This is a genomic window from Geobacter sulfurreducens PCA, from assembly GCF_000007985.2.
Classification (GTDB): Bacteria; Desulfobacterota; Desulfuromonadia; order Geobacterales; family Geobacteraceae; genus Geobacter; species Geobacter sulfurreducens.
The window spans coordinates 564,426-576,984 of record NC_002939.5; the positions used below are offsets into that span (position 1 = coordinate 564,426).

At 62.9% G+C, this 12,559-nt stretch carries 14 protein-coding genes; 9 read left to right on the plus strand and 5 right to left on the minus strand.

Annotated elements, in window-relative coordinates:
• Position 1: 1 nt before the first annotated feature.
• The gene (locus tag GS_RS02645) at positions 2–421 is read right to left on the minus strand and encodes an HIT family protein (protein ID WP_010941198.1); all 420 of its coding nucleotides are present in this window, start codon (positions 419–421) and stop codon (positions 2–4) included.
• Between the two features lie 105 nt (positions 422–526).
• Complete coding sequence (gene dapF / locus GS_RS02650; protein WP_010941199.1) at positions 527–1,375, minus strand: diaminopimelate epimerase; 849 nt, start codon at positions 1,373–1,375, stop codon at positions 527–529.
• Positions 1,376–1,531: 156 nt separating this feature from the next.
• Between dapF and GS_RS02655 the strand changes: the two genes are divergently transcribed.
• From GS_RS02655 to GS_RS02680, 6 genes are all read left to right on the plus strand, one after another.
• On the plus strand, positions 1,532–1,741 hold the full coding sequence (locus tag GS_RS02655; protein ID WP_010941200.1) for a hypothetical protein: 210 nt from the start codon (positions 1,532–1,534) through the stop codon (positions 1,739–1,741).
• Between the two features lie 90 nt (positions 1,742–1,831).
• A complete protein-coding gene (locus GS_RS02660; protein WP_010941201.1) occupies positions 1,832–2,236 on the plus strand; it encodes a cytochrome c3 family protein in 405 nt (134 codons plus the stop codon).
• Positions 2,237–2,385: 149 nt separating this feature from the next.
• A complete protein-coding gene (locus GS_RS02665; protein ID WP_010941202.1) occupies positions 2,386–2,850 on the plus strand; it encodes an RrF2 family transcriptional regulator in 465 nt (154 codons plus the stop codon).
• Positions 2,851–2,870: 20 nt separating this feature from the next.
• Positions 2,871–3,794, plus strand: coding sequence for a cysteine synthase A (cysK, locus tag GS_RS02670; RefSeq protein ID WP_010941203.1), 924 nt, complete (start codon positions 2,871–2,873; stop codon positions 3,792–3,794).
• A 63-nt stretch (positions 3,795–3,857) separates the two neighbouring features.
• The gene (larE, locus tag GS_RS02675) at positions 3,858–4,667 is read left to right on the plus strand and encodes an ATP-dependent sacrificial sulfur transferase LarE (protein ID WP_010941204.1); all 810 of its coding nucleotides are present in this window, start codon (positions 3,858–3,860) and stop codon (positions 4,665–4,667) included.
• Between the two features lie 76 nt (positions 4,668–4,743).
• Positions 4,744–6,963 (plus strand): putative bifunctional diguanylate cyclase/phosphodiesterase, encoded by a 2,220-nt coding sequence (locus GS_RS02680; RefSeq protein ID WP_010941205.1) that lies wholly within the window; start codon positions 4,744–4,746, stop codon positions 6,961–6,963.
• Here the strand turns inward: GS_RS02680 and GS_RS02685 are convergent.
• A complete protein-coding gene (locus GS_RS02685; RefSeq protein ID WP_010941206.1) occupies positions 6,944–7,387 on the minus strand; it encodes an Hsp20/alpha crystallin family protein in 444 nt (147 codons plus the stop codon). The two genes, GS_RS02680 and GS_RS02685, sit on opposite strands and share 20 nt — an antisense overlap.
• A 146-nt stretch (positions 7,388–7,533) precedes the next feature.
• On the minus strand, positions 7,534–7,686 hold the full coding sequence (locus tag GS_RS02690; protein WP_162470143.1) for a hypothetical protein: 153 nt from the start codon (positions 7,684–7,686) through the stop codon (positions 7,534–7,536).
• 279 nt (positions 7,687–7,965) lie between these two features.
• On the opposite strand from GS_RS02690, the gene GS_RS02695 reads away from it, so the two are divergent.
• From GS_RS02695 to GS_RS02705, 3 genes are all read left to right on the plus strand, one after another.
• The gene (locus tag GS_RS02695; protein WP_010941208.1) at positions 7,966–8,145 is read left to right on the plus strand and encodes a DUF4177 domain-containing protein; all 180 of its coding nucleotides are present in this window, start codon (positions 7,966–7,968) and stop codon (positions 8,143–8,145) included.
• Positions 8,146–10,821, plus strand: coding sequence for a DNA polymerase I (gene polA, locus GS_RS02700; RefSeq protein WP_010941209.1), 2,676 nt, complete (start codon positions 8,146–8,148; stop codon positions 10,819–10,821).
• Between the two features lie 189 nt (positions 10,822–11,010).
• Positions 11,011–12,036: a GGDEF domain-containing protein gene (locus GS_RS02705; protein ID WP_010941210.1), complete on the plus strand. Its 1,026-nt coding sequence runs from the start codon at positions 11,011–11,013 to the stop codon at positions 12,034–12,036.
• 24 nt (positions 12,037–12,060) lie between these two features.
• Here GS_RS02705 and GS_RS02710 read toward each other — a convergent pair whose 3' ends face one another.
• Positions 12,061–12,558, minus strand: coding sequence for a Slp family lipoprotein (locus tag GS_RS02710; RefSeq protein WP_010941211.1), 498 nt, complete (start codon positions 12,556–12,558; stop codon positions 12,061–12,063).
• Position 12,559 lies beyond the last annotated feature (1 nt).

The window sequence follows — 12,559 nt, forward strand, 5'->3', positions numbered from 1 at the left end:
CCTAGAGCCCGAGCCTGTCCCGGATCAGCGCGATCCGCCCGGCGTACTCCTCCGGTGCGAGCAGGGTTTCCGCATGGGGTTCGCTCCAGATGGGGCGGGGCCACAGGGGGTCCGTGGCGAAGCGGGGCACCAGGTGCCAGTGCATGTGCGGCACCATGTTGCCGAGCAGCTCGTAGTTCATCTTGGCGGGCTGGAACAGGTCGTACAGGGCCGCGGCAACGGCCGTCACCTCTTCCATGACCCCCTGGCGGACCGGCGGGGAGAGATGGAACAGCTCAGTCACGTGCTCCCGGGTGAAGACAAAGGTGTAGCCGGGAAAGAACTGGTCGCGGTTGAGCATGACGCGGGTGTGCTCCAACTCCGCAATGCGAAACTCCGGCTCGTCGAGCCACTTGGTGCACATGGGGCAGGATGGTGACATGGGAGATCCTCCATGGCGTTTGCCTCAGCCTGATAGACGAAAGGCCGGCGACGGCCCGGTTCGACCGGACCGCCGCCGGCCCCTGGTTTGTGCCGGCAGCGCCTGCTACAGCGTGCCGAGATTGATTTCGCCGCTGAACACCTCGGTGGCCGGACCGGTCATGTAGAGGAAGCCGTCCTCGGCCCACTCCAGCTCCAGGTCGCCGCCGGATAGGTGGTTGAGGATATTCTTCTCGGTGAGGCCGTTGAGAGCCCCGGCCACGCAGACGGCGCTGGCGCCGGTGCCGCAAGCCAGCGTTTCGCCGGCTCCCCGCTCCCAGGTCCTCTGGCGTACCTCGGTGCGGGAGATGATCTGGACGAATTCCACGTTGGTTCGGCGGGGGAACATCTCGTGATTCTCGATGAGGGGGCCGTACTTTTCCACCTGGAAGTTCTCCACGTCATCCACAAAGATGACGCAGTGGGGGTTCCCCATGGAAACGCAGGTAATGTTGAACGTGGTGTGGAGGATGTTCAGAGGCTGACCGACCACCTGGCCGTCGCCCGGGTCGCCCAGCATGGGAATTTCCGCACGGGTGAGGCGCGGCTTGCCCATGTTGACGCGGACCCGGTCAACCCTGCCGTCGGCGCCGGTGAAGAGCTGGAGCGTCAGGACGCCCGCGCCGGTTTCAGCGGTGATCTCCTTCTTGGTCACGATGCCATGGTCGTAGGCGTACTTGGCCACGCAGCGGATGCCGTTGCCGCACATCTCGGACTCGGATCCGTCGGAGTTGAACATGCGCATCCGGACGTCGGCCTTGTCGGAGGGCATGATCAGGATGAGCCCGTCGGAGCCGATGCCGAAGTTGCGGTTGGAAACCTTGATGGCCGTCTGCTCAGGGTTCCCTACGGTCTCCTCGAAGCAGTTGACATAGACGTAGTCGTTGCCGGCCCCATGCATTTTGGTGAATTTCATGATAGTCATCCCTCTCGTTGGTATAAGTGGAAATATCGCTAAAATTCCTTTAGAAATAGCAGAAACGGGGATCGCCAACAAGAAAAAATCCCGCGTCCCTTGACCCCCTGCGAGGGGATTCGTTATGATTGCCGAAACGATTGCGGAGGATATTCAATGGAACTGAAAAATAAGATCTGGATGACGGGCAACCTTGACTGGTTTGCCTATATCGGCGACGAAGAGGTGTGGCTCGGTCGCCGTGAGGTGCCGATCCCCCTTGATGAAGGGGACCGCTGGACGAATTCGCTCGGCTTTGTGTTCGAGGTCAGGAACGCGGAGATCGTCGTGGTTGAGAAGGTGGAGCCACCGAATATCACGTGGTAAATTCCTTCGAACTATCAGCTTGTTGAGTTGTTTTTCTTTCGTGGTACCATTAATTCTGTGCGGCATTTCCTGTCTGGAGGTGGCACAGCAATGGTGGTACGCGCCCTTGTTGTTTGTCTGGCGGCGCTCTGGGCGATGTTCTCCCGGGCGCCGTCACTTTACGCCGAAACCGTTTCCCATTTTGGCCAGGTCGTTGATGCGGCTGGTGCCACCGAAGACTGCCTTTCCTGCCACGACGGCCAGATCGCCACGGATGTCGGCTACTGCCTCGGTGGATGCGCCCTGTCGTCAGCCCATCCCGTCAATCGTCCCTATCCCCCCCGGGGAAAGGAACAATCATTCCGGTCGGCCGATGAGCTGGAGGGGGCGGGCATTCGCTTCATCAACGGCATGATGGTCTGTATCTCCTGCCATGACCTTCACAACCCCGGCCGGCACCAGTTGGCGATCGAAATGAAGGAGAGCCGCCTCTGTTTTGCCTGTCACCTCAAGTAATTCCTCTCCAGCTCTGTAGTCACTCCGCTTGTTGATTCAACCGTAATTATTTACGGGAATGTAGTGGTGTATGGTTTTGTGTTCTTGACAAGGTGAGTAGCAGAATGTTATAGTTGGCATCACGTAGACACTAAGGCGAAGGGGGGATTATGAAGCTCTCAACGAAAAGCCGGTACGGGCTTCGGGCTATTTTCGACATTGCGTACAATTCGGGGTCCCTGCCGGCGCAGGTGCAGGACATATCCCGGCGCCAGGGCATTTCACCCCGTTATCTGGAGCAGATCTTCCAGGGGCTCAAGCGGGCCGGCATCCTCAAGAGCAAGAGGGGTCCCCAGGGGGGGTACTGCCTGGCCAAAAAGCCGGAAGAGATCACCGTTGCCGACGTGCTTCTCGCCACCGAGCGCGATATCAATCTGGTTGAGTGTACCAGCAAGAGAAAGAAAAAAGGGGAATGTACCTTTGACGGGACCTGCGTGACCCAGGAGCTCTGGTGCGAGGCGGGAGCGAAGCTCCTTGATTTCTTCTCGGGCTTCACGGTCAAGGATCTGTGCGACCGGGGACAGCAGATGGGGGTCAAGCGGGAGCAGGATCACCGGTTCATGTACTTTATCTGACATGCGGGAAGGAGACATTCATGCCGCTACTAACCAACGACAAGGTAATCGAGCAGATCGGCAATACCCCTCTCCTGAGACTGGCAAAGCTTGAGCGAAAGGGTTCGGCAGCCGTATTCGGCAAGGCGGAGTTCTTCAACCCCGGCGGCAGCATCAAGGATCGTATCTGCCTCGCCATGATCGAGGCCGCCGAGCGTGACGGCACCCTCAAGCCCGGCGCCACGGTGGTGGAGCCCACCAGCGGCAATACGGGCATCGGCCTGTCCATGATCTGCGCGGTCAAGGGGTACAAGCTCATCCTGACCATGCCCGATACCATGACTGTGGAGCGGCGGCGGCTGCTGGCGGCGTACGGCGCCGAACTGATCCTCACCCCCGGCGCCCAGGGGATGCGCGGGGCCGTTATGAAGGCGGAGGAACTGGCGGCCCAGCCGGGGCACGTGATGATGCACCAGTTCAAGAACCCGGCAAACCCGGATATCCATCGCCGGACCACGGGGCCGGAGATCGTGGAAACCCTGTCCGGCACGACCATCGACGCCTTCGTGGCGGGGGTGGGCACCGGCGGCACCATCACCGGCGTCGGCGAGGTGCTCAGGACGCACAACTCCTCGGTGCGGGTCGTGGCGGTGGAGCCGGCTGATTCGCCGGTCCTCTCGGGAGGCCAGCCCGGTCCCCACAAGATCCAGGGAATCGGAGCCGGCTTCGTTCCCGATGTGCTCAATACCAAGGTGTATGACGAGATCATCACCGTTTCCAACGACGATGCCTATGCCACCGTGCGCGACTTGGCCCGCGAGGAGGGCATCCTCGTCGGCATCTCCTCAGGTGCCAACGTCTTCGCCGCCCTTCAGGTGGCTGCCAAGCTCGGGCCGGGCAAGAACGTGGTAACGATCCTGTGCGACACCGGCGAGCGGTACCTTTCCACCGGGGTGTTCGACTGATCGCCGCTCCTCGTCCGATTCAACCGCAACGCCCCTCACGGGGCGTTTTTTTTGAGGTGTCCGATGGAACAAACGCATCTGAAATATGAACAACTCAAGGCCATCCTCCGGGAGATGGGGTCGGTGCTCGTCGCCTTTTCCGGAGGGGTCGATTCCACGTTCCTGCTCAGGGTGGCCCACGGCCTGCTGGGCGACAAGGCCGTTGCGTTCACCGCCACGTCGCCCACCTATCCGGAATCGGAGTTCCGGGAGGCTGTCGGGCTTGCCCGGTCAATGGGGGCCAGGCAGGTGGTGGTGGAGTCCAATGAACTTGAAATTCCCGGGTTCGCCTTCAACCCCCGCAATCGCTGCTATCACTGCAAGAAGGAGCTCTTCGGTCTCTGCGGTCGCACGGCGGCGGAACTGGGGCTCGCCTGGGTGGCCGACGGCAGCAATTGCGACGACCTGGACGATTATCGCCCCGGCCGGGCCGCGGCCGGCGAACTGGGGGTCCGCAGTCCCCTGGTGGAGGCGGGGCTCACCAAGGCTGATATCCGGGAACTGTCACGCGAACTGGGTCTTCCCACCTGGGACAAGCAGGCCTTTGCCTGCCTGTCGAGCCGTTTCCCTTACGGAACGGAGATCACGCCCGAGCGGCTCCGGATGGTGGGTGCCTGCGAGGAGTTCCTCAGGGAGAACGGCTTCCGCGTCTACCGGGTGAGGTTTCATGGCGACACCGCCCGGATCGAGACGGCGCCGGAGGAAATCCCGCGGCTGTTCGACCCCTCCCTGCGTCTCCGCATTGCGGCGTTCTTCAGGGAGGCCGGCTTTGCCCATGTGGCCGTTGACCTGGAGGGATACCGAACCGGTTCCATGAATACCGACGCCGGGTGATCTTTGTTTTCCACCTCAAGTCGCGGACTGATCTGCCGATAAGAAAGCATATTCCCTTGGCAGCATCGAGTCCGTCATGCCCTTGCGCAAGAATCACAATCTGAAGGAAACCCTCCACGAAATGGTTCTCGGCGTATCGGTCGCCGTGGGGGACCAGTTTTTCCACTCCCTGCTGGAGCATCTCACCAGGGCACTGGATGTGGAATACGCCTTCATCGCCGAATATACCGACCGGGAGGCCATGCGGGTGAAGACCGTTGCCTTCCGTGCCGACGGGCAGGAGGCGGAGCCCCTTGAATTCGACCTGGTGGGCACTCCCTGCGAGCGGGTGGTTCTGGATGCCTACTATTGCACTCCTGAAGGGGTCTGCACGCTGTTCCCCCTGGACCATCTGGCCATGGCCATGGGGGTCGAGGGGTACGCGGGGATCGCCCTGACCGATGCGGCGGGCAACGTTCTGGGGCCGCTGGCCGTCTTGAGCCGCCGGCCGCTGGGCGACAGCGAGCTGGCGGAAACGATGCTCCGGATCTTCGCGGCCCGCGCCTCGGCCGAGCTGGAGCGGACCAAGGCCGAGCAGGCCCGGCGCGAGCAGCTCCACTTCCTCCAGGTCCTCATCGACTCCATCCCCCATCCCATCTTCTACAAGGACGCCGACCGGCGTTATATCGGCTGCAATGCCGCCCTGGAATCGTTCATCGGGCGCACGCGCGAGGAGATTATCGGCAAGACGGTCTTCGACATCGGCGCGGAGGGCCGGGCGCGCATCTGCGATGCCGTGGACCGCAAGCTGCTCGCTAACGGCGGGGTGGAAAGCTACGACAGCACCATGATCCACACTGACGGCAGCATCCGTGACATCATCTTCAGCAAGACGGTCTTCGGGAATACCGACGGTTCCATCGGCGGCATCGTCGGCACGATCCTCGATATCACCGAACGCAAGCGGGCCGAGGAGGCTATCCAGCAACTGGCCTATTTCGATGCGCTCACGGGACTGCCGAACCGGACCCTGCTCAGGGACCGCGTCAGCCAGCTGCTGTCCCAGGCGCGGCGGGAGGGGGGAGGTTTCGGCGTCCTGCACCTGGATGTGGACCGGTTCAAAGGGGTGAATGACTCGCTGGGGCATGCCTGCGGCGACGTTCTGCTCTCCACCGTGGCCGGACGGATCGCTTCGAGTATCCGGGAGAGCGACACCGTGGCGCGGCTGGGGAGCGACGAGTTCGTGGTGATTCTGCCGGGGGTGGGGCACGAAGAGGACGTGGTGGCGGTCGTCCGCAAGATAGTGGAAGAGCTGAACCGGCCTATCGTCATCCAGGGTAATGATATCTTCTGCACCGCCAGCATCGGCATCGCCATCTATCCGACGGACGGTTCCAGTGCGGACATCCTGCTCAAAAATGCCGACATGGCCATGCACAAGGCCAAGGAGTTCGGGGGTGACGGCTACCAGTTCTACTCGAGCGAGTTGAACCACCGGGCCATGGAGCGGCTGACCCTGGAGACCAGCCTGCGCCGCGCGCTGGAGCGCCGGGAGTTTCTCCTGCACTACCAGCCGCTGCTCGGTATCGGGTCAGGCCGGATTGTCGGGGTGGAGGCACTGTTGCGGTGGGACTCGCCGGAACTGGGCATGGTGTCGCCGGCCCGTTTCATCCCCCTGGCCGAGGAGACGGGGCTCATCGTGCCGATCGGCGAGTGGGTCCTGCGCTCGGCCTGCGAACAGCTCAGGGCCCTCCACGAGCTGGGCTACACCGAATTGTGCGTGTCCGTGAACGTGTCGGCGCGGCAGTTCCGGCACGACGGGTTCTGCGCCATGGTGGCCGCCGTGCTGGCGGCAGTGGGGCTCGATCCCCGGTATCTGGAGCTGGAACTTACCGAGAGCGTCATCATGGAGCGCTCAGAGACGGCCAAGGGGATTCTGCGGAAGCTGAAGCAGATGGGGGTGTCGCTCGCCATCGATGATTTTGGTACCGGCTACTCATCCCTGAGTTACCTGAAGCACTTTCCCATCGACCGGCTCAAGATCGACCGCACCTTTGTCAAAGAAGTGACCGTGGACCAGGACAATGCCGCCATTGCCGAGGCGATCGTCGCCCTGGCCCACGTGCTGAATCTGGATGTCGTGGCGGAAGGGGTGGAGACCGCCGAACAACTTGCCTTCCTGGCGGCGCTCCGCTGCGACGTGGTCCAGGGGTATCACATCGCCCGTCCCCTTCCTCCCCGGAATCTGCTCGAATTCCTTGAAGCGCGGCAGGAGGATCGTGCCGCCCGCCCCATGCTCAGGTCACTTCAACCGTAATCTGCTTGGGCTTCACCTCCTCCCGCTTGGGAAGGGTGATGGTGAGGACCCCTTTGTCGGAGCTGGCCCTGACCTTCTCCTGGTCGATGGTGGCGGGGATCGAGAAGCTCCGCTGGAAGCTGCCGTAGTAGCGTTCCACCCGATGGTAGTTCTCCTTGCGGACCTCTTCCTCGTGCTTGCGTTCGCCCCGGATGGTGAGGGTGTTGTCCTCGATCCGCACCTCGATGTCCTTCTGGTCGATGCCGGGCAGCTCGGCCTTGATGATCACCGCGTTTTCATCCTCGAAGATGTCCACGGGGGGCTGCCAGGCCCCTTCCCGCAACTCTTCCCCGCCCTGCTTGCTCCAGGCCAGATCCAGAAGCCGGTTCATCTGCTCCTGCATATTCATCATGTCGCGAAACGGGCTGTACTTGACGATTGCCATGACTGCGCACCTCCTTGGTGGTGATGTGTTCGATCTGATCACAACATAATCACCCGTTTTTCAAAGTCAAGGGGGAGGCCTCCTCTGTCGGCGCCTCCCCCCTCTCTGTGTACCTATTCACTTGAGCTCGCGCGTGCTGCGGCGTGCTATACCCGCTTCCCCTTGGGAACGCTGTGTTTAAGCTTTTTAGAGCCGTCATAGAGGCTGCTCTTGGCGACCGAACGGCGCTCCTTGAGATCTTTGCGCTCGTAGTCGGTGGAGAGAGTAACTTCCGCATCCTCGGCCAATTGTTCGATCATTTCCGTTTGCTTTTCCATCATCATACCGTGCACCTCGCGTGGCTGACGGGCCCGCCCGGGGCGAGCCGGTTAAGGGGGAGCGTTACGGCATCGGGCCTCCTCCCGATGCTGACACAATGATACCATGGGCCAGGGGAGATGCAATTGCTGCAAGATTAAAGTTTTGTAGTTATTTTAATGAGTTAAGGCCCTGTTGGCCGGGCTTTGATCCCATATCAGTTCTTGAAGCGGGGGTGATTCTGGGCTACCATGCGACCCAAAAAACGAAAGAGGTGCACTGTGCTCACATACAAGGTGGTGGAGATCGGGACCGTGACGGAGGACGTCATCGAGGAGGCCCTCAACGAATGGACCGCAAAGGGGTGGCGCTTCGACGGGATGCAGTTCGCCATGCGCGAGGCGAGCCGTCGTCCCTCCATGGCGTTTCTCATCTTCACCCGCGAAGCTGAGGAGGCGTAGATGGCGACCGACACGCTGTTTCTCATCGACGGCTCCTCGTACATCTACCGGGCCTACTTCGCCATCAGGCATCTGTCGTCGCCCGCGGGTTTCCCCACCAATGCGCTCTACGGCTTCACCCAGATGCTCCTCAAGGTCATCAAGGATCACCATCCCGGCCGCTTGGCCGTGGTCTTCGACAAGGGGCGCACCACCTTCCGCACCGAGATCTACCCCGATTACAAGGCGAACCGGGCCGCCATGCCCGATGATCTGGTTCCCCAGATCGGACCCATCAAGGAGATGGTCCGGGCCTTCAGCATCCCGGTTCTGGAGTTGGAGGGCTACGAGGCCGACGACATCATCGGCACCATTGCCCGGCGGTGCGAGGAGCAGGGTTTGGAGGCCGTGGTCGTCACCGGCGACAAGGATCTGATGCAGATCGTGAGCGACCGCATCCGGCTGCTCGACACCATGAAGGACCGGGTGTCCGGCATCCCCGAGGTGGTGGAGCGCTTCGGCGTCGGCCCCGGGCAGGTCATCGACATACTGGGCCTGGCGGGCGACACCTCCGACAACATCCCCGGCGTCCCCGGCATCGGCGAAAAGACCGCCACCAAGCTGATCCAGGAGTTTGGCTCTCTGGACGCCCTGCTGGAGCGGGCCGGCGAGGTTAAGGGAAAGACCGGCGAGCGCCTGCGCGAGTTCGCGGAGCAGGCCCGGCTTTCCCGGCGTCTCGCCACCATTGTCCGCGACGTGCCCCTGGACTTCGACCTCGACGCCTTTGCCGTGGCCCCCGCCGACAATCGCCGATTGGCCGAACTCTTCAAGGAATATGGGTTCACGACCCTCATGAAGGAGCTGACCAGCGAGGCCACCCTGACCACCGAGCACTACCGCACCATTTTCGCGGAGGCCGATTTCCGGGCCCTGCTCGCCGACCTGGCCGGGGCCGGGGTCTTTTCGGTGGACCTGGAAACCACGAGCCTCAATCCTCTTGAGGCGGACATCGTGGGCATCTCCCTGTCGTTCCGGGATCACGAAGCCTGCTACATCCCGGTGGGGCACGCCTATGACGGCGCCCCGGCCCAGCTCGACCGCACCCTGGTGCTGGAGGGGCTGCGGCCGCTCCTCACCGACCCCGCGGTGCGCAAGGTGGGGCAGAACCTCAAGTACGACTACCAGGTGCTGCGCCGTCACGGCATCGTCATGGCCGGGGTCTGGTGCGATACCATGGTCGCCTCCTATCTGATCAACCCGGTCCGGTCGGGCCACGGCCTGGACTCCCTGGCGGTGGAGCACCTGGACCACCGGATGATCTCCTACGAGGAGGTGGCCGGGAAGGGAAAGGACCAGCTGAACTTTGCCCGGGTGCCGGTGGAAAAGGCGTCCACCTATTCCTGCGAGGATGCCGACGCCGCCTGGCTCCTGCACCGGCTGTTCCTGCCCCGGGTGGCCGAGGCCGGCATGGAGCGCCTGTTCTTCGATCTGGAGATGCCGCTCGTACCGATCCTGGCCGAGATGGAAACGGCCGGGGTCAAGCTGGACCTGGCGCTGCTGGGGGAACTCTCCGCCGGGCTCGGCAGCCAGTTGACGGCTCTGGAGGAGCAGGTCATGGCGCTCGCGCCCGAGCCGTTCAACCTCAACTCGCCCAAGCAGCTGGGAGAGGTGCTGTTCGAGAAAATGAAGCTCCCAGCCGGGAAAAAGACCAAGACCAAAACCGGCTGGTCCACCAACGTGGAGGAGCTGGAACGGCTGGCCGAGGCCGGGCACGAGATCGCCGCGGCCATCCTCCGGTACCGGGGGCTCGCCAAGCTCAAGTCCACCTACACCGATGCCCTGCCCAGGCTGGTGCACCCGGCCAGCGGGAGGGTGCACACCTCCTACAACCAGACCGTCACCAACACCGGGCGGCTCTCGTCCTCGGAGCCCAACCTGCAGAACATCCCGGTCCGCACCGACGAGGGGCGGAAGATCCGGCGCGCCTTCATCGCGGAGGAGGGCCACCTGATCCTCTCGGCCGACTACTCCCAGATCGAGCTGCGGGTCCTGGCCCATCTCTCGGAGGACCGGGTCTTCTGCGACGCCTTTGCCCGGGACGAGGACATCCACACCCGGACCGCGGCCGAGGTGTTCGGCCTCTTCCCGGAGATGGTGACGCCCGAGATGAGGCGCCAGGCCAAGGCCATCAACTTCGGGGTCATCTACGGACAGGGGGCCTTCAGTCTGGCCAAGCAACTGGGGATCACCACCAAGGTGGCCAAGGAGTTCATCGACAACTACTTCGCCCGCCATCCTGGCGCCCGGGCCTTCCTGGACGGCTGCGTGGCCGAGGCCGAGGCCAGGGGCTACGTGACCACCCTCATGGGGCGGCGGCTCCCCATTCCGGACATCGCCAGCAGCAACGGCAACATCCGGGCCTTTGCCCAGCGCAACGCCGTCAACTACCCCATTCAGGGCTCGGCCGCGGACATCATCAAGGCGGCCATGGTGCGGGTCACGGAGCGGATGCGGCGAGAGGGGCTCACCAGTCGCCTGATCATGCAGGTCCACGACGAACTGGTCTTCGAGGTGCCGGAGGGCGAACGGACCGCCATGGAGCGGCTCGTGCAACACGAGATGGAGCATGCTGCCCCCCTCCGGGTGCCGCTGCGGGCGGACGTGAACGTGGGGCGTAACTGGAGCGAGGCCCACTGAACCGGAATGCCTGAACCTGAAACTGCAGGGGGGGACCGTTGCCACGGCGGCAGGTAGTGTTCAACTGCCGAATATGCGTCGAATTTTTTAATCGCCTCGGCTCAGAATTCTAATGAAATAATCGGGCGAGGAGCGTATACTTTTTCCGACGCTGGTTCCGCCGATTTCCCTGGGGGCAGGAGGTGCCGCATGTCCGGCGACATTCTGAACGACATCGTTGCAGCATGCCTGGAGCTTGAACGCAAGGCCTCATCGGTATTCAAGATGTTCGCGGCACACGCCGGCAGCGACGAGGCGCGGCGTTTCTGGGAGACCGTTGCCGACGAAACCCGTCATCACAGTGCCGTGTATGAGCGCCTGCAGGAGAGGGGCGGGCGCGAGAACCTGCCGATCATCATCTACAAGCCGGCCGAGACCCTGGAAGAACTGGAAATGATCGGCAAGAGCATCGACGAGCAGGTCGAGCGCTATACCGAGGCCCCCTCCAGCGAGGCCGCCTGTCTGCTCGGCTTCCGCCTGCAGCTCTACCTCCTCCATCCCGCCTTTGCGAGTCTCTGTCGCCTGACCAGGGATGCCAGCGGCGAGGACCTGCCCGATATCGGCTACGGCCGCTACCTGCGTCGTTTTATCGACGGCATCGGCTCCTGCGGCCTGGCCACCGCCGAAACGGAACTGCTGGGCGAGGCCCTGTTCCGGCTCTGGAACGAGGCGCGGCAGCTGGCAGCCCAGTCCCACTTCGACGCCCTCACGGGGGTCATGACACGGGCCGGCTTCTTCAAGACCGTGGGCTCACTCGCCTACGCGGCCCAGCGCAGCGGAAGCAACGTGGGCATCATGCTCATTGATCTGGATTATTTCAAACTGGTGGGGGACAACTACGGCCACCAGACCGGCGACCGCATCCTGCAGCTGGTGGCGGAAACCATCACCTCCCACCTGCGCCGCTCCGACGTGGTTGGGCGCTACGACGGCGACGAATTCGTGGTCTACCTGTCGCCGGTGGAACCGGCGTCGCTCCGGACCGTGGCCGAGAACCTGCGGCGCAGCATTGAGGAGGAAAGCGCCCGCATGGTGCCGGTCACCGCCAGCATCGGCGTTGCCCAGGGCATTCTCGGCACCGACGTGGACGGGGGGATCGAAGAGCTGGTCCGCCTGGCCGACGAGTGTCTCATGCAGGCCAAGTACACCGGCAAGAACAAGGTTGTCGTGAAATAGCGCTGCCGGCGGTCCAGGCCGCGGTCAGAACCCTACCCCCACCCCTATGCCGAAGTGCACCGCCGGCTGGGCATAGGGATCCTCAGGTCTCCAGACGTACATCTCCCTGATAGCAATCACCGGATAACGGTAGCTGGTTCCGTCGAGGCGCCGTTCCGTCACGCCGGTCACCGTTCCCACCAGAGTCACGAGCCTTCCCCGGCTGAAGATCAGCGGGTCGAGAAATTCGCGGCTGCGGGCGAGGAAACGCCCTTCGGACCCGTGTTTCTCCTGGGGCCGGTCGTCGGAGTCCAGAGAAAACTGGACCACTTCCAGTTCTGCTCCATCGGGCCGGTTTGCCGTTTCGGCCACCGCCCCTCCCAGCAGGAGGTGACGCCCCATGTATGCGTTGGGGTTCTCCCGCACCACGGCAAAGGACAGGCTCCGTTCAGCCAGAAGGAGGGACTCCCGGCTGATGACCTGCCGGGCGCAACCGGCCAGGGTGCAGGCAATGACCAGAACGAACAGCAACCGTATCGGCATG